Source organism: Marivita geojedonensis (assembly GCF_002115805.1).
GTDB classification, from domain to species: domain Bacteria; phylum Pseudomonadota; class Alphaproteobacteria; order Rhodobacterales; family Rhodobacteraceae; genus Marivita; species Marivita geojedonensis.
The window spans coordinates 210,319-227,824 of sequence record NZ_JFKC01000001.1; the positions used below are offsets into that span (position 1 = coordinate 210,319).

Below are 17,506 nucleotides of genomic sequence, written 5' to 3' on the forward strand. Positions count from 1 at the left end.
GGGATGCGCCGCTTCGTCCTCATCGCGGTGCCTTACCTGTGGCTGGTGGCGCTGTTCCTGATCCCGTTCGTGATCGTTCTCAAGATAGCCCTGTCCGATGTGGCACTGGCGCGTCCGCCCTATCTGCCGCAACTCGACATCACCGGCGGATGGGACTCCATTCGCACCTTCTTTTCCGAACTCGACTTCGAAAACTTCTGGTTCCTGACAACCGACGATTTGTATTGGAAGGCTTATCTGAGCTCGCTTCAGATCGCTCTGTTTTCGACAACGCTCACACTCTTGGTCGGCTATCCCATTGCATATGGGATGGCCCGCGCGGCGCCCGAGTGGCGGCCCACTCTTCTGATGCTGGTGATCCTGCCGTTCTGGACCAGCTTCCTGATCCGCGTCTACGCATGGATGGGCATCCTGTCGAACGAAGGCCTGCTGAACCAGTTCCTGCTCTGGCTCGGTGTCATCAACGAACCGCTGACGATTCTCAACACGAACGCCGCTGTCTACATCGGCATCGTCTATACCTACCTGCCCTTCATGATCCTGCCGATCTATTCGGCGCTCGAACGTATGGATGACAGCCTGCTAGAGGCCGCCGAAGACCTTGGCTGTTCGCGCCTTTCGGCTTTCTGGCTGGTGACGATCCCGCTCTCCAAGAACGGTATCATCGCAGGCTGTTTCCTCGTGTTCATCCCGGTGATCGGCGAATTCGTCATCCCGTCGCTGCTTGGTGGCTCGGGGACGCTGATGATCGGTAAGGTCCTTTGGGAAGAGTTCTTCTCCAACCGCGACTGGCCGGTGGCCTCTGCGGTGGCGGTGATCCTGCTGCTGATCCTCGTGATCCCGATCATCCTGTTCCAGCGCAACGAACAGAAACAGCGCGAGGCCGAAGGATGACACGATTTTCCTGGTTCAACGCCACAGCTCTGACACTGGGCTTCGCGTTTCTCTACATGCCGATGATCATTCTCGTGATCTACAGCTTCAACGCCTCCAAGCTCGTCACCGTCTGGGCCGGATTTTCGACCCAGTGGTATGGCGAGCTGCTGCGCAACGAGGAATTCCTGAGCGCGGCCTGGGTGACCCTCAAGGTCGCCGTCATGAGTTCCACCATCGCAACGGTCCTTGGAACAATGGCGGCCTATGTGCTGGTGCGCGCCGGACGTTTCAGCGGGCGCACGCTGTTCTCCGGCATGATCTACGCACCGCTCGTTATGCCAGAGGTCATCACCGGCCTGTCGCTCCTGCTGCTTTTTATCGGAATCGGGCTGGATCGGGGCGTCCTTACCATTGTGCTGGCGCATACCACGTTCTCGATGTGTTACGTGTCGGTCGTCGTCTCCTCGCGCCTTGTCAGCTTCGACAAATCGCTGGAGGAAGCCGCGCTTGATCTCGGCTGCTCTCCGTTCGAAGCGTTCCGCCTTGTGACACTTCCGATCATCGCACCTGCAGTGATCTCCGGATGGCTTCTCGCTTTCACTCTGTCACTGGATGACCTCGTGATCGCCAGCTTCACCACAGGCCCCTCGGCAACAACCCTGCCCATCAAGATTTTCTCTGCAGTACGTCTTGGCGTCAGCCCGGAGATCAACGCGCTCTCGACGATCATGATTGGCATCGTCACGGTCGGGGTAATCACCGCTTCGCTGATCACCAAGCAGGCGGCAGTCCGTCAAGCCCGTGAAGAGCGGATGGCCGAACGCCCTGCATGAGGCGCATCTACGAACCCGAAGCGTATCGGACGCCCGCAATCTGCTGGTGGCGTGATACTGCGCCGCCTGCAACCCAACCCACGCTCGAGGGCGATCACAGGACAGAAGTCGCCATTATTGGCGGCGGCTTCACTGGTCTCAACGCAGCAATTGCCCTTGCCGCGGCGGGGGTTGAGACAATTGTCATCGACGCCGAACAACCCGGTTGGGGCGCATCCGGACGAAATGGTGGCTTCTGCTGCCTTGGCGGATCGAAACTTGGCAGCACGCTGCTCGCACACCGCTTCGGAAACGACCAGCGCATGGAATGGCACAGGGCAGAACGCGCAGCTGTGGACCATGTTGACGCACTGCTCTCGGACAACCGGATTGACGCGGACAGGCATTCAAACGGCGAAACCCTGCTGGCCCATACGCCAAAGGCAATGCAAGAGATCCTGTCATCGACGTCCGAAAATGGCGCCATCTACGGCGCAGCACCCGACGTGATTCCTGCCGAAGACCTTCGCCAGCACGGCCTCGGGGGCAATTTTCACGGCGCAGTCACTCTGCCGATCGGCTTCGCCCTGAACCCCGCAAAATACCACGCCGGGCTGGCGAGGACGGCACAGGCGCGGGGTGTCCGCCTGTTCGGTCAAACCCCAGCGGTTTCAATCACGCAATCGGGCCGGACGTGGCGCATTGCGACACCGACCGGGACCATCACCGCCGGCAAGGTCATTCTGGCCACCAACGGCTATTCGTCTGAGGATATCCCGGACTGGCTGCGCGCCCGATACATCCCGGTTCAATCCACCATCATCGTCACACGCCCCATTACCGAAAGCGAACAACTCCGTCAGGGATGGACGAGCCTGCAGATGTGTTACGACAGCCGCATCCTTCTGCACTACTTCCGCCTCATGCCGAACGGGCGGTTCCTCTTCGGTATGCGCGGCGGGTTGCGCGCCACGGCAGGGGCCGAGGCCGCTCTGGCCCGGAAGATCCGCGCGGACTTTCACAGGCTTTTTCCCGAGTGGCGGGATGTGGACATCACCCATGAATGGTCCGGTCTTCTATGCCTGATGCGGAGCCTCACGCCATTCGCGGGGCCGGTGCCCGATCATCCCGGCCTCTTCGCAGCCATGGGGTATCACGGCAATGGCGTGGCGATGGGCAGCTATCTTGGCGCGCAACTCGCCGACATCGTCTTGGGACGGAAACAGTCAGGTCCATTTCCAGTGTTCCTGTCGTCTCCTCCAGCGCGATTTCCACTGGGATCGATGCGCCGTCTGCTGCTTGCCCCGGCCTATACGGCGGCAACCCTGTTTGACCGGTAGAGCCGCCTTTCGAAAGGCGGCGGCAAGCCATTTCGAAATGGCTTCGACCCCGCCCAATCCCTTGTGCCGCCCTGCCCGGTTCGCTATTCCGAAGCAAGCAAGGATTTCAGGGAGGAGCGTCATGCTCAAGCGTCCATTCGACAAGTCGAAACTGCCCAGCCGTCACGTCACCGAAGGGCCTGAGCGCGCCCCGCATCGGTCATACTACTATGCCATGGGCATGACGGAGGAAGAGATCCATCAGCCGCTGGTCGGGGTCGCCACCTGCTGGAACGAAGCCGCCCCCTGCAACATCGCGCTGAACCGTCAGGCACAGGCCGTGAAGATGGGTGTAAAACAGGCGTTCGGCACGCCGCGCGAATTCACCACTATCACTGTCACTGACGGGATCGCGATGGGCCATGAAGGCATGCGCTCGTCGCTCGCTTCGCGCGAAGCGATTGCCGACACGGTCGAGCTGACGATGCGCGGCCACTGCTATGACGCGGTTGTGGGCCTTGCCGGGTGCGACAAATCCCTGCCGGGCATGATGATGGCGATGGTCCGCCTCAACGTGCCGTCGGTCTTCATCTACGGCGGATCGATCCTGCCGGGCAAGGCGCCGCAGGTCGCCGAGATCCCCGAGGATTTCCGCACCCGCGACCTGACCGTTCAGGACATGTTCGAAGCGGTTGGACGTCACCAGAACAACGAGCTTTCCGACAAGGCGCTCGACATGCTCGAGCGCGTGGCCTGCCCGTCCGCAGGCGCCTGTGGCGGTCAGTTCACCGCGAACACCATGGCCTGCGTGTCCGAGGCCATCGGCCTTGCGCTGTTCAATTCTTCGGGCATGCCTGCACCGTATGAATCCCGCGACGCTTATGGCGAAGCATCGGGCCGCGCGGTGATGGACCTGATCGAACAGAACATCAAGGCGCGCGACATCGTCACCCGTGAGGCGCTTGAAAATGCGGCCCGCGTCGTCGCCTGCACCGGCGGCTCGACAAATGCCGGCCTGCACCTGCCCGCCATCGCGCACGAGGCGGGGATCGAATTCTATCTCGAAGACGTCTGTGACATCTTCAAGGACACACCCTACTTCGTCGACCTAAAGCCGGGCGGCACCTATGTGGCGAAAGACCTGTACGATGCAGGCGGCATCCCGGTTGTCATGAAGGAACTGCGCAAGGCAGGCCTCATCCATGAGGACTGTGTCACGGCCTCGACCCGCACCATCGGCGAAGAGCTCGACCGCATCGAACGCGAAGCGGATGGCAAGGTGATTTACTCCATCGAAACCCCGATCACGAAGACCGGCGGCGTTGTTGGCCTGAAGGGCAACCTTGCGCCCGAAGGCGCCATCGTCAAAGTCGCGGGCATCAAGGCCGAGGACCAGATCTTCACCGGCCCCGCGCGCGTGTTCGAGTGCGAGGAAGACGCCTTTGCTGCCGTCAAGGCGCGCGATTACAAAGAAGGCGAAGTCATCGTCATCCGCAACGAAGGTCCCGCAGGCGGGCCCGGCATGCGTGAAATGCTGGCCACGACGGCGGCTCTGTCTGGACAGGGCATGGGCAAAAAAGTCGCGCTGATCACCGACGGCCGGTTCTCGGGCGCGACCCGTGGCTTCTGTGTCGGACATGTCGGACCCGAAGCAGCGCTCGGCGGGCCGATCGCCTTGCTGAAGAACGGCGACATGATCACCATCGACGCCGTTAACGGATCGCTCAGCGTTGATCTGTCGGACGAAGAACTGGCCCAGCGCAAAGCGGATTGGACCGGCCCACGCGAGACAATCTACACCTCCGGCGCGATCTGGAAATTCGCCAAACTCGTCGGCCCGACCTACAAAGGCGCCGTGACCCATCCGGGCGCGGAAGGCGAGAAGCACCAGTATTGCGATCTGTGACATTGATTTCCGTTAAACTCGGTGCCGCGCTTCTGGGCGCGGCACTGCTCTCTGGATGTGACGGGCCCGGCACCCTCGGCAGCATGTCTCTGCTGGAAAGCGGTGGCGAAACCCCAACCGCCCTTCTGGCCTCCACGCGCCTCGGCCGGGGTGAAATCGTGGTCTTCGGCCCCGATGGATATTGCATCGACCCGGCCACCCTTCGAACGTCAGGCAGCCGGGGGTTTGCCGCCATTGCCAGCTGCCACATCCTTTCTGGCGGAACGACCGGTCCGATTGTCGAACCGGTACTGGTGACCGTCACCGTCGGGCCAGCCACCACCGACGCCCCCACCCCGCAGGATCTTGCCGCAGCGCTTGCAACGGAACTCCTCGAGTTCCGCGAGCTCAGCGCTCTGGATGTCGGCCGTTTTGCCAGCGGCGGAGAGTCCGCCTTTAACGGCAGTGCGCCGGTCCACTGGCGCGGATCATTTTCCTTGGGACCGCACTTGATCGGTCTGACGCTCTATGCTCCTGAAGGCAGTCCGCTCCTTGGCACCCAAGGCGCGGCATTCCTGAACACGGTTTCTTCACGCATCCGCGCTAAGTCAGAACCGACATCGACACCCAGTGCAGAACAGTCGCAAGCCTCGGCAGACCCGCTTGCAAAACGACTTACCCGTTTATTTGGACGCGGCAATCTGTAATAAAGGTGCCGAACCGATGCAGTGAAGCATTGGAAAAAGACATAAGCAGGAGCGAGCAGCTCATGTCGGAGATGAAACCCGGTCTTCTCGACCGTGTGATCCAGCAATCGGCGCTCATGCGGTTCCGCCGCTGGGCCGAAACCGCGCGTGATGCTGACCTGAGCGATCTGCGACGCAACCGGGCCGCCGCACGGCGCCTGAAGTTCCATCTCGACGAACTGATACATGTGGCGGACGATCGCCTTGCCTTGCCGGTGGTCGGCAATCAGGCAGTGCCGGTACCATATGACGCCGACTGGTCGTGGCGACCGGAACTGTGGTGCGGACCTCTGCCCGTGCAGGGCATCGCATCCGTCGAAAACAAATCCACGCTCGGTCGCGAAGTGACACTGTTTCACGACTGCACCCATTCCGAGCTGACGCTGCGCCAGCTGCGCAACACCAGCGCCGAGGATCTCGCGGCCTATGGCCTGCGGCTCGAGGTGTTCCGCTTTGACGGATCTTACCTCTCGCTTGTGATCGACCTTCCGGCCTCCGCCGCCCTGGATCTGCGACGCAAGCACCTCATCCGTTTCGACGCGATTGTCGAACTGGAACGTCCTCTGGAAGTGTTCGCGCGCCTCAACGTCCAGCACGGCCCGAACACCGAACAGATCGTGCGCGAACTCCCGATGAACGACCGCGAACTGGTCGTGGAATTCGACCTTGCCTACACCAAGCTCAACGAGAAGCGGGTAGAGAAGGTCTGGGTCGACCTGATTTTCGAGAACCCGGAGATGAGTCAAGTAATCCTCCGCGACCTGTTCTTCAGCCGTCGCCCGCGGGCAGAGTTGTGAGGGAAAGAGTATGACCGCCTATTCGCTGTTCAAAGCCCGGTTTTTCGAAGGTGTCTGGGAAGGCGTGATCGCCGGAGACAGGGACGATGCCCCGCCGCCCGAAATCGACGTGCGCGTGCATGACCGCGAAGTTCCGGATGTGGCAATTGAACCGCTTTCCGATCCAGCCTCCTGGCTCCTCAAGGTGCCGGTCCCGGCAAAGATACTGGCCGACGGGGTCCACACCTTTGTGATTTCAGAGGCAAGCATCGGCCAGGCGCTTGGCGACTTCTCGATCATTGCCGGAGACGCTGCAGGCGAGGATATCCGAGCCGAAATGGCCCTGCTTCGCGCAGAACTGGACATGCTGAAACGCTCTTTCCGCAGGCATTGCCGGGAAACGGCGTGACACTCATTCGCCAGTTGCACCGGCGCATTTTCTCAAGCAACCCTCTTTCCTGAAGGCGCAGCATCCTTACGCTGCTCCAGACAGGAAAGCAGGTCGGCCATGCGCAGCAGCAAAACACTCCATGTGATTTCGGCCCATGCCGAAGGTGAAGTCGGCGACGTTATCGTGGGCGGCGTCGCCCCGCCGCCCGGCGACACCGTTTGGGAACAAAGCCGCTGGATCGCGCGCGATCAGACATTGCGCAATTTCGTTCTGAACGAACCGCGTGGCGGCGTGTTCCGGCACGTCAATCTGCTTGTGCCGCCAAAGCATCAGGACGCGGATGCCGCCTTCATCATCATGGAGCCCGAAGATACGCCGCCGATGTCAGGCTCGAATTCGATCTGTGTCGCGACCGTCCTCTTGGACGGCGGCATCCTGCCCATGCAGGAACCTGTGACCGAATTCGCCCTGGAAGCGCCCGGCGGATTGGTCCGCGTGCGGGCCGAGTGCCGCGATGGCAAGGCAGAGCGGATTTTCATTCAGAACGTCCCCAGCTTTGCACAGAAGCTTGCCGCGCAGCTGGAGGTTCCGGGCCTTGGAACCCTTACAGTGGACACAGCCTATGGCGGCGACAGTTTCGTGATCGTCGATCCTGACGAACTGGGGTTGCGCCTCGTTCCCGAAGAAGCCCACGAGATTGCGCGGCTGGGCAGCAGGATCACGCGGGCAGCCACCGAGGCGTTGCAGTTCGAACACCCGGAGAATCCGGATTGGACGCATTTTTCCTTCTGCCTGTTCGCGGGCGCTCTGGCAGAAACTGAAACCGGACTGCAGGCGAAATCCGCTGTCGCCATCCAGCCCGGCAAGGTAGACCGCTCTCCTACCGGAACAGCGCTGTCAGCGAGGCTGGCCGTCCTGCACGCCCGCGGGCAGATATCGGAAGGCCAGGCATTGACAACCGAGTCCCTTATCGGCTCCACCTTCACAGGCCGTATCCTCGGGAAAACGACGGTCGGCGGGGCCCCGGCTGTTTTGCCCGAAATCAGCGGGCGAGGATGGATAACCGGTATCCACCAGCACATGCTCGACCCATCCGATCCGTGGCCCGAAGGGTACCGCCTGAGCGATACCTGGGGCGCACGATAGCCTGCCCTTTCCGACCGTCCCCGGCACCTGTATCGTGACCGAGACGCACTTTCCCGCTGCAGAAATACGAGGCCCGATTGGAATACTGGATAGTCGCAGCGCTCGCGGCCTTTCTGATGGGGCTGTCGAAGGGCGGTGTACCCATGATCGCGCTGCTTTCGGTGCCGCTCATGTCCCTGTTCATGGACCCGGCCCTCGCGGCGGGACTGCTGCTTCCAATCTACATCGTTGCCGACATCTATGCGGTCTACCTTTTCCGCCGGGCATTCTCAGCCCGAAACCTTAAAATTCTGCTGCCCGGAGCCATTGCCGGCATCCTTCTCGGTTATGGGGCCGTGGCCTATGTGCCCGGTGATGTGGTCAAACTTCTGGTGGCCGCAATCGGCCTGTCCTACCTCATCAGCGCCCTGCGCAGCCGCTTTTCGAAACACGAGGTACCGGCAAAACCGGCGGATGTGCCGCGCGGGCTCTTCTGGGGCACGCTGACCGGTTTGACGAGCTATATTTCCCACGCCGGAGGCCCGCCCTTTCAGGCCTATGTGCTGCCACAGAAACTCGACAAAATGGTCTATCTCGGGACCACGACGATCTTTTTCACAGTGGTGAACCTTCTCAAGGTGCCGCCCTTCATTCTTGCCGGACAGATCACCTGGGACAGCGCCATTCAGGCGGTTTGGTTGGCCCCGGCAGCACTCGCAGGCGCCTGGAGCGGAGCTGCGATTTCGCGTCGCCTGCCCGAAAAGATGTTCTTTCTGCTCGTCGAAATCGCCCTCGCGGTGGTCTCCGCAAAGCTGGTCTATGAGGTTCTTGTCCGCTAGCGTCACCACCTCATGCGATTGACCTTCCCGCATCGCACAGGCAGTCTTGCGGCAACCCTGAACCGGAGAACCTATGTCCCCGCTGCGTGGCATGGCGCTGAAGCTCAGCGCCGTCTTTCTATTCGTGATCATGGCATCGCTCATCAAGGCCAGCTCGGATGTGGTTCCAGCGGGTGAGGCGGTGTTCTTCCGGTCGTTCTTTGCCCTGCCCGTCATCCTTGGCTGGCTGGCGTTCCGGCGTGAGCTGAGCACCGGACTGCGAACACGCAACCCCATGGGACACCTGTGGCGCGGCATGTTCGGCGTCAGCGCAATGGCCTGCGGCTTTGCCGCGCTCGGATTGCTCCCGCTGCCGGAAGTAACCGTTCTGGGCTACGCTGCACCCATCATGACGGTGATCTTCGCCGCCTTGCTTCTGGGCGAAAAAATCCGGCTGGTCCGCATGTCGGCAGTTGCGATCGGGCTGGTCGGGGTCGTGATCGTGATGCTTCCACAGTTGGGCAACGAAGAACTTGGCACCGCGGCGCGTTGGGGTGTGGCGCTGGTTCTCGCGTCGGCAACTCTGCGGGCGCTGGCCCATGTGCATATCCGCAAACTGGTACAGAACGAAACGACCTCTGCAGTGGTGTTCTACTTCGCCGCGACGGCCTCCTGCCTGTCACTTCTGACAGCGCCCTTCGGCTGGGTGATGCCCGACGCGATCACCGCAAGCCAGCTGATCGGCGCGGGGTTCATCGGTGGGGTTGCGCAGATCCTGCTGACGTCCTCCTATCGCCATGCCGAGGCGGCGTTCCTCGCACCTTTCGACTACGCCTCCATCCTCTTCGCGCTGGTCATCGGCTATACGATCTTCGACGAAATACCGACGATCCATACGCTCATCGGGTCGGTGGTCATCATCGGCGCAGGCGTTCTGATCATCTGGCGCGAACGCCAGCTTGGGGTCAAACGAGGACCCGCCCGATCCAACCTGACGCCGCAGGGCTGATTGCATTTCCGGTCCGAGGGTCTTAGATCACGACGAGCTAAGTCAGGGTGACGGGAGCCGCCTGAATGAACTGGATCACCAACTACGTCCGACCCCGGATCAACTCGATCTTCTCGCGCCGCGAGATTCCCGAGAACCTCTGGGTCAAGTGCGACGACTGCGGCACCATGCTGTTCCACCGTGAAATGTCGGACAACCTCAATGTCTGCACGAATTGCGGCCACCACATGAACATCACGCCGCGCGAACGGTTCCAGGGTCTGTTCGACGGCGGCATCTTCACCGAGGTCGAGGTCCCCGAACCCCTATCCGATCCGCTGCATTTCCGCGATCAGAAGAAATACCCCGACCGCATGAAGGCCGCCCAGAAAGCGACTGGCGAGAAAGAGGCGATGCTCGTCGCCACCGGCGAGATCGGCCGCACGCCCATCGTCGCTGCGGCCCAGGACTTCAGCTTCATGGCCGGTTCCATGGGCATGTATGTCGGCAACGCCATCATCGCCGCCGCCGAGAAAGCCGTCGAACTCCGCCGCCCGCTGGTGTTGTTTTCTGCCGCCGGCGGCGCGCGCATGCAGGAAGGCATCCTCAGCCTGATGCAGATGCCCCGAACCACCGTCGCCGTGCAGATGCTCAAAGAAGCGAACCTGCCCTATATCGTCGTGCTGACGCACCCGACGACCGGCGGTGTGACCGCGTCCTACGCCATGCTGGGTGACATCCAGATCGCCGAACCCGGCGCGCTGATCTGTTTCGCCGGGCCACGCGTGATCGAACAGACCATCCGTGAAAAGCTGCCCGAGGGTTTCCAGCGCGCAGAATACCTGCTCGAACACGGTATGCTAGACCGCGTCACGGACCGCCGCAAACTGCGCGATGAGCTGGTGCAGATCATCCGCATGCTGATGCACATGCCGCCCCCCGTGGCGGGCGACCTGCCCGCCCCCAGCGCTGCGGACACCACGCCGGCAGACCCGGCCCCCGCTGACCAGAAATCATGACCGCACAAACCGGGTCGGACGTCATCCTTGACCGGATGATGTCCCTTCATCCCAAGGTGATCGACCTCACCCTGGACCGCGTCTGGACGCTGCTTGCGGCGCTCGACCATCCCGAGCGCAAACTGCCACCGGTGATCCACATTGCCGGAACCAACGGCAAGGGATCAACCCAAGCGATGATCCGCGCCGGTCTCGAAGCCGCTGGAAAAAGCGTGCACGCCTATACGTCTCCGCATCTGGCTCGCTTTCACGAACGCATCCGCCTTGCCGGAGAGCTCATCACCGAAGCGCACCTGACCGAGGTGCTGGACGAATGCTACCGCGCCAATGATGGCGCCAACATCACGTATTTCGAGATCACCACATGCGCCGCGCTGCTGGCCTTTGCCCGCACACAAGCCGATTACACGCTGCTCGAGGTTGGCCTCGGCGGACGGCTCGATGCCACCAACGTAATCGACACCCCGGCGCTGACGGTCATCACCCCCGTGTCGATGGACCACGAAGGCTTCCTCGGCGACACGCTTGCCAAGATCGCGGGCGAAAAAGCCGGGATCATCAAGCGCGGTGTGCCCTGTGTCGTCGGCCCGCAAGACGATGAGGCGATGGAGGTGATCGAAGCGCAGGCCGCCCGCCTTGGCGCACCACTCCTCGCCTACGGGCAACACTGGCACGTGTCAGAGGAACGCGGACGGCTCGTTTATCAGGACGAAACCGGCCTGCTCGATCTCGACCTGCCCAACCTGCCGGGCCAGCATCAGATCCAGAACGCAGGCGCAGCGCTTGCGGCGCTCCGGCACCTGAACATGCCCGAGGCATCTTTCGACGGCGCGGTGCAAGACGCTTACTGGCCCGCGCGGATGCAGCATCTGAAAGGCACGCCGCTCAACGACCTTGCCCCCAAGGCTGACCTTTGGCTCGATGGCGGGCACAACCCCGCTGCGGGCGAAGCACTGGCGCTGCACCTGCGCAGCCTGCCAAAGCGTCCGACCTACATGATTTGCGGGATGCTCAACACCAAGGACGTGCGCGGCTACCTGCGACCGCTTGCCGGTGTGGCGGATCACCTGACCGCAATTTCCATTCCCGGGGAACCCAACACCCTAAGCGCAGACGACACGGCTCAAGCCGCGCGCGATGTCGGACTGACCGCGCAGGAAGCGCAAAACGTCGAAGAGGCACTTGGCTGGATCGCGGAAACCGACCCGCAGGCCCGCGTCCTGATCTGCGGATCCCTCTACCTCGCAGGACATGTTTTGCGGATGATCGGCTGACCTAAATCTGGGTCGGGTCGCTTTATATTGACCGAAAAGGCTTAAATCACCTATATATCGTTAAAAAAGAGCAGTGTCCGCACAAACGCGAGACGAATAGGTGGCAAGATGGTATCGGTAGGACGTGTCGCAAGTGCGGCTGTCATCGCTGCAGGTGGCCCGCTGTTTGCCCAGTCGGCAGCGATCACCGAAGAGGCCAGCACGTTCAGCTTTTCGATGAACGGGGCCGAGATGATCGTGTCCCGCTCCGGCCCTTCCTGCCCGTCCTCCTGTATTCAACCCATGATCGCCGCAGCCGGTGTTGACACGCTGGGAGAACTCGAAGTGATCGGCTTCATGCAATCCGTAGTCAGCGCAGGCTCCGGCCTCCTTATTGATGTTCGCATGCCCGCGATCTTCTCCTCCGGATCGCTCCCAAGCGCCGTCAATGTCCCTGTGGCCACGTTCAGCCCGGACAACCCCTATCTGGGCGATCTTCTCTCTGCGCTTGGCGTGCAGGAGACCGGAAGCTCCCGGAATTTCGACCGTGCGTTCAACCTCGCGGTCTTTGGCGGTGGTCCGGATGATGGCGATGTGCGCGATGCAATCGCCCACCTGATCAACGCCGGCTATCCTACCTCCAAGATCAAGTATTACCGGAGCGGCATCTCCGGATGGTCCACACTGGGTCTCAATATTGCGGTCGGCCAATGACCGAGCCAACCAGAAAATCCGGCCTGATCCGCATGGTGCTCATGGGCAGCGCCTTCGTTGCCTTGACGATTGTGCTGCTGGTGTTTCAACCCGGCTCGCCGCGCAACACACAGTCCACCGCCCTTTTCGAAGAGGCCAATACCGTGACCCGCGTGGCCGAACCGTTGACCAAGGTCATTGATACCACGGCGCCTCCTGCCCTGGCTCCCGTCACAGAACCGGTTCAACCAACTCTGGCCTCTGATGCATCCGCGCCCAGTACGATGCGCGACATGACCTTTAGTGCGATCTCCGATCTGAAGTCGGTCACAACAGGAGAAGCCCCGGCGCCCGGCCAGCCCGGAAGCCTCCTGCACAGCGTCGTGCAACGCAGCATGGCCAACAGCGCCGCCCCAGGCACGCAGGTCATCACCAAGCCATCAGAGATCGAACCGATACGCAGCGAAACGCCGCGCTTTCCAGCGACGGCAGCGTATTTCGTGCGGCCCGGAGATACGTTGAGCAGCATCGCGCAGGAGGTCTATGGCGACAGCGCCATGTCCTCAGAGATCTATGCGAACAACACCGATATAATGGCCCGCCCAGACAGTCTGCGCGCGGGAATGGTGCTGAAACTTCCGGCTCCATAGCACACAATATCTAGAAAAATGCGCCACAGATAGAAAAGTTCCCTTGCCAGTCACCTAAATGTTGACCGGTGCGAATCACTATGGCACAAACTGGTCAGACTTCGTGATTTGCTGGAAAAGCGAACGCGGAATGGGGGATTTTGACGGTGACTTCTGGTACTCACTCCTTTTCGGGCGACACGCATTTTGGCGTCCTGAACCGTGCGGCCGCGGCACCTTCCAACCACCAACTCCAAGACGACCATACCTCGGGCGCCCCCTCGCGCCTCCATCGACGTAAGGCATAGCAAGGACCTGAACACAGGCGAGATACATCGAGCAGCCTTGAGGTCCTTCGGGACCTCTTTTTTTCGCTAGGCCTCGCCCCAGCCCTCTGCCTGCATCTCACGCAAACGGCTCGCGGTGCGTTCGAATTCGAAGGTTCCAGTCCCTTCGATATACAGCATCTCCGGTTCCGCAGCTGCGGATACGATCAAGCGAACCCTTGCCTCGTACAGCGCGTCGATCAGCGTCACGAACCGCTTGGCCTCGTTGAAGTTCTGACGGCTCAGGCGCGGGATGTCCTCGATGATCAGAACCCGCACCGCGTCAGCGAGCGCGAGGTAATCCGCCGGTCCGAGCATCCGTCCGCAGAGATCATAGAATTTGGCCCGCGCGACCCCGTTGTGAAAGCGCGGCAGTTCGATCTGGCGGCCCTGGACATGCAGCGTCAGGCTGTCCTGCTCGCCGCCGGTCAATTCCTGCCAGATACGACCGATTTCAGCCTTGGCTGCAGCGTCGTTCGGCGTGAAATAGACCTGCGCTCCTTCCAACCGATCCTGCCGATAGTCCGTCGGTGAGGCCAGTTCATGCACCACCATGCGCGAATTGAGCATGTCGATGAACGGCAGGAAAATCTGCCGGTTCAGACCATCCTTGTAAAGATCATCCGGCACGCGGTTCGACGTGGTGACAACGACAACGCCCGCAGCGAACAGTTTTTCGAACAGCCGCCCAACAATCATCGCGTCGGTGATGTCGGTGATCTGCATCTCGTCGAACGCCAGCAGCCGCACGGAGTCCGACACCGATTTCGCCACCGGTTTGATCGCGTCCTCGACCCCATCCTGCCGGGCCTTATGAATGGCGGCGTGGATTTCCTGCATGAAGGCGTGGAAATGCACCCGCCGGGCCGGGACGGTCAGGCTCTCGACAAACAGATCCATGAGCATCGACTTGCCGCGCCCGACACCGCCCCAGAGATAGAGACCCTTGGGTGGTTCCGGTGCTTTGCGAAACAATCCCTTTTTCACCGGCTCGGCCAAGGCTGCGCGGATGCGTTCGAATTCGGGCAAGGCCGCTTCCTGTGCCGGGTCTCGGGTCAGAGTACCGTCCGCTACACGTGCGGCATAGATGTCGGGCAAGGTCGTCATGACTGCCGATTACCGTGTCTCTGCCGGATTGTGGAGAGGTCTTATTCGACCGCGCGGATCAATTTGCGGTCCAGTACGCGCAGCACGGTTTTCAGGTCGTGTCCCCGCTTGAGAATCTGACCGTCCATCCCGATCACCGCGTATTGCCCTTGGCGGTTGCGGAGCTTGGGGCGCTTTTCGATGCGGTAGAGAGGGTTTTCGGCGGTGCGGCGGAAGACCGAAAACACGGCCACGTCCCGCAGGGTCGAAATCCCGTAGTCGCGCCACTCTCCTGCGGCGACCATGCGACCGTAAAGAGACAGGATCTCACTCAGCTCGGTCCGGTGAAAGGCCACCTGCTCGGGCGCGGATCGAGGCTGAGGGAACGGCGTGATACTGTTCATATCTCATGATGTGTGCAGGCCGGGGTGTAAATCAAGCGGTTTCGCAGCTTGCCCCTTCGAAGGCCCAGATAGGTCCGATCGGGACCTAATGTTTCGCGCGCGAAACAATGGGTCCGTTTCGGACCCTTTAACCATCTGTTAATGAAAGTGATTTTGTGGTTTCCGAGGGTCTTTTCCGCGAAGGACAGATCGGGATTCATCGACGCATTTTGGCACCACCCCTACCGCGATGGACACCCTTTCCTTTTCACGCAAAAGCCCCCTGACAGAACCAGCCCGAGGATTTCGCCGCACCGTGGGCGTAAAACAGCCAGAGGCGGTGGCCGTCTTTGGTGATCACCTCCCAATAGTCCCGCTGACCGCTGCGCCATGCGGGATCATCAAGCCACCATTCGGGCGCGATGCGCTCGGGGCCACGGGTGCTGTGAACGTGATGGTCGCGCCCACGCCAGCGAAACACCTCGGGCAGGCGCGGGACATCCGCCACCATCACCGGCTCGGGCATCCACATGCGCAGCGGCCGCAGTTTGTTGCGTTGGGGCCAGTCCATCACCGGGTCGGACCACGCCGCCGCGACGGTGACTGATGTCTTTTCCGGGATGTGGCTGTCGGCAGGTTGCAGACGGGTGATCGCTTCCATGCCCAGTCGCGTGCCGAGACGCCCGATCAGCCGATCGAGCGATCCGGGTTTCGGCCCCGCCATGCGCGCGCGCCCTGCCTCTGCGGCCTCCAGATGCCCGGCGGCGGTGCGCAGATGTATGGGTTCATGCAGCACCGCTTCGAGCCGCAGCATGTCGATGCCGTAGCCCGCATCCAGATCCTCGACCTTGAGCCGCAAGAGCGGGCGGATGTGGTCGGGGTCGTGTGACGGCCTGGCCATCGTGACATTCATCCACTGCATCGTGCCATCGGCACGGTATGCCTCGAAGCGGAGCGTGCGCGCGCCCCGTCCCTTGTTGCGCAGCGCATCGCAGAGCCGGGGCAGCATCCGGGCGACGGCGGCCATCACGTCTTCTTCCAACCCGATGGGGTCGGGCAGGCTCAGGCGGGTGGCAAAGCGGTCGGGCGGTGGGGCCGGACTGACCGGTTCGGGCAACGCGCCCAGCGCCTGGTCCAGCCGCGCCACCAGCCCGCGCCCAAAGCGGCGGGCAAGCCCGGCGCGGGGTTGTTCGACCAGTTCTTTCACCCGGCGCAGACCAAGGCGCGAGAGTTGCGCCATCGTGTGGCTTTCCAATCGCAACGCGGCAATCGGCAGAGGCGCCAGCGCGTCATAGGTCTTGCCGGGGGCCGCGATGCGGGCGCGCCCCTGCACCGGGGCCAGCGTGACGGCAGGTGCGGCACCGCCGCGTTCCCAGTGCCGTCGCTTGCCAGCACGGGAACGGGTGGCGCGGGCCTCTTGGTCGATCGCATCGCCGTTGCGGTGATGATCCCCGGCCTGCCCGCCGCCGAAGCGGGCCAGCGCCCAAGCCCCGCCCAACGTGTCGGCGATGCCCAATTGCACCGAGAGGCCCAGATCGGTGCAATCCTCTTCGACCTGCCGCGCCAGTTGTTCCTCACCGCCGAAGAGATGCGCGCAGCCGGTCAGGTCGATGACCAGCGCGTCGGGCGCTTCGCGGGCGACCCAAGGCGAGAATTTGCCTGCCCAGCGGTGCAGCACCCCCAGAAACGCCGCCTCGGCATGGGGGTTCGACAGGCGCGTGAGCAGGTCGGCGCACATGGCATGGGCATCACGGAGTGGCTGGCCTTCGTAAAGCCCCGCCGCCTGCGCGAGCGGAGAGAGCGAAGCCAGTACCTGCGCCTGCCCGACATCGCGCAACACGGCAAAGGGCACTTCCCCCAAGTTGGGGTCGCGCCGGATATGGCGTTCGGCGGCCAGCCGGGGAAACCAGATGGACAGGATGCGACGGTTGGGCATGAGACTCGGGCAGCAAGTGTTCTTTTTTTGTTCTATATACTCTTGCTGCCCTGCGAGTCGAGATCAGAGCCACCTTTGGTGGATCACAACTGTCGCGACCGGATCAGCCGCAATAGATACGCACCACGGCGCCGCGGTCATCCAGCGCGAAATTCACCCGATCGCCCCGGAAATCCATCGTCATCGGGTCATTCGGGCCCAAGATGCGATGCGGTTGCGAGAACGCAATGGTTTCCAGCTGTGCCCGCTGAAGCCCCATCAGATGAGACATATCTTCTGCACCGCAGGATTCGACCGGCTTTTCGGCGACCGTGACCTCCTGACAGGCGACAAGCGTCAGACACACAGCAAGGGCAGTATAAATCCGCATATAGAAACCTCTCCAATATCCAAGCCAATGCTTGCAAACCCAGCGCTTTCCCGCAAGGCTTGGCGAAAACCAACG

At 61.8% G+C, this 17,506-nt stretch carries 18 protein-coding genes; 14 read left to right on the forward strand and 4 right to left on the reverse strand.

Annotation, left to right across the window (positions count from 1 at the left end; translation table 11 throughout):
• Positions 1-3 precede the first annotated feature (3 nt).
• The 14 genes from MGEO_RS01125 to MGEO_RS01190 all read left to right on the forward strand — a co-directional run bounded on the left by MGEO_RS01125 (position 4) and on the right by MGEO_RS01190 (position 13,351).
• The gene (locus MGEO_RS01125; protein ID WP_085634851.1) at positions 4-894 is read left to right on the forward strand and encodes an ABC transporter permease subunit; all 891 of its coding nucleotides are present in this window, start codon (positions 4-6) and stop codon (positions 892-894) included.
• Complete coding sequence (locus MGEO_RS01130; RefSeq protein ID WP_085634852.1) at positions 891-1,709, forward strand: ABC transporter permease; 819 nt, start codon at positions 891-893, stop codon at positions 1,707-1,709. Before MGEO_RS01125 ends, MGEO_RS01130 begins: the two co-directional genes overlap by 4 nt.
• On the forward strand, positions 1,706-3,028 hold the full coding sequence (locus MGEO_RS01135) for an NAD(P)/FAD-dependent oxidoreductase (protein ID WP_085634853.1): 1,323 nt from the start codon (positions 1,706-1,708) through the stop codon (positions 3,026-3,028). Before MGEO_RS01130 ends, MGEO_RS01135 begins: the two co-directional genes overlap by 4 nt.
• 121 nt (positions 3,029-3,149) lie before the next feature.
• Positions 3,150-4,913: a dihydroxy-acid dehydratase gene (gene ilvD, locus MGEO_RS01140; protein WP_085634854.1), complete on the forward strand. Its 1,764-nt coding sequence runs from the start codon at positions 3,150-3,152 to the stop codon at positions 4,911-4,913.
• Entirely contained in the window at positions 4,901-5,599 is a 699-nt protein-coding gene (locus MGEO_RS01145; protein WP_143746208.1) for a dihydroxy-acid dehydratase, read from the forward strand. The genes ilvD and MGEO_RS01145 overlap by 13 nt, the downstream gene beginning before the upstream one ends.
• A gap of 62 nt (positions 5,600-5,661) precedes the next feature.
• Complete coding sequence (locus MGEO_RS01150; protein ID WP_085634856.1) at positions 5,662-6,435, forward strand: DUF6478 family protein; 774 nt, start codon at positions 5,662-5,664, stop codon at positions 6,433-6,435.
• Between the two features lie 10 nt (positions 6,436-6,445).
• Complete coding sequence (locus MGEO_RS01155; RefSeq protein ID WP_085634857.1) at positions 6,446-6,823, forward strand: hypothetical protein; 378 nt, start codon at positions 6,446-6,448, stop codon at positions 6,821-6,823.
• Between the two features lie 99 nt (positions 6,824-6,922).
• Entirely contained in the window at positions 6,923-7,951 is a 1,029-nt protein-coding gene (locus MGEO_RS01160; RefSeq protein ID WP_085634858.1) for a trans-3-hydroxy-L-proline dehydratase, read from the forward strand.
• A 77-nt stretch (positions 7,952-8,028) separates the two neighbouring features.
• Complete coding sequence (locus MGEO_RS01165) at positions 8,029-8,769, forward strand: sulfite exporter TauE/SafE family protein (protein ID WP_233139524.1); 741 nt, start codon at positions 8,029-8,031, stop codon at positions 8,767-8,769.
• Between the two features lie 73 nt (positions 8,770-8,842).
• Entirely contained in the window at positions 8,843-9,757 is a 915-nt protein-coding gene (locus tag MGEO_RS01170) for a DMT family transporter (RefSeq protein WP_085634859.1), read from the forward strand.
• Between the two features lie 65 nt (positions 9,758-9,822).
• Positions 9,823-10,755 (forward strand): acetyl-CoA carboxylase, carboxyltransferase subunit beta, encoded by a 933-nt coding sequence (accD, locus tag MGEO_RS01175; RefSeq protein ID WP_085634860.1) that lies wholly within the window; start codon positions 9,823-9,825, stop codon positions 10,753-10,755.
• Positions 10,752-12,029, forward strand: coding sequence for a bifunctional folylpolyglutamate synthase/dihydrofolate synthase (locus MGEO_RS01180; RefSeq protein ID WP_085634861.1), 1,278 nt, complete (start codon positions 10,752-10,754; stop codon positions 12,027-12,029). Before accD ends, MGEO_RS01180 begins: the two co-directional genes overlap by 4 nt.
• 108 nt (positions 12,030-12,137) lie before the next feature.
• Complete coding sequence (locus MGEO_RS01185) at positions 12,138-12,722, forward strand: rhodanese-like domain-containing protein (protein ID WP_085634862.1); 585 nt, start codon at positions 12,138-12,140, stop codon at positions 12,720-12,722.
• Positions 12,719-13,351, forward strand: a complete 633-nt coding sequence (locus MGEO_RS01190) for a LysM peptidoglycan-binding domain-containing protein (protein WP_085634863.1) — start codon at positions 12,719-12,721, stop codon at positions 13,349-13,351. The genes MGEO_RS01185 and MGEO_RS01190 overlap by 4 nt, the downstream gene beginning before the upstream one ends.
• Before the next feature lie 353 nt (positions 13,352-13,704).
• On the opposite strand, the gene zapE is transcribed toward MGEO_RS01190, so the two are convergent.
• From zapE to MGEO_RS01210, 4 genes are all read right to left on the reverse strand, one after another.
• Positions 13,705-14,763 (reverse strand): cell division protein ZapE, encoded by a 1,059-nt coding sequence (gene zapE / locus MGEO_RS01195; protein ID WP_085634864.1) that lies wholly within the window; start codon positions 14,761-14,763, stop codon positions 13,705-13,707.
• 41 nt (positions 14,764-14,804) lie between these two features.
• Complete coding sequence (locus MGEO_RS01200) at positions 14,805-15,146, reverse strand: DUF2794 domain-containing protein (RefSeq protein WP_085634865.1); 342 nt, start codon at positions 15,144-15,146, stop codon at positions 14,805-14,807.
• Positions 15,147-15,393: 247 nt separating this feature from the next.
• Positions 15,394-17,061 (reverse strand): Y-family DNA polymerase, encoded by a 1,668-nt coding sequence (locus MGEO_RS01205; protein WP_085634866.1) that lies wholly within the window; start codon positions 17,059-17,061, stop codon positions 15,394-15,396.
• A gap of 103 nt (positions 17,062-17,164) precedes the next feature.
• The gene (locus MGEO_RS01210; protein ID WP_085634867.1) at positions 17,165-17,431 is read right to left on the reverse strand and encodes an I78 family peptidase inhibitor; all 267 of its coding nucleotides are present in this window, start codon (positions 17,429-17,431) and stop codon (positions 17,165-17,167) included.
• Positions 17,432-17,506 lie beyond the last annotated feature (75 nt).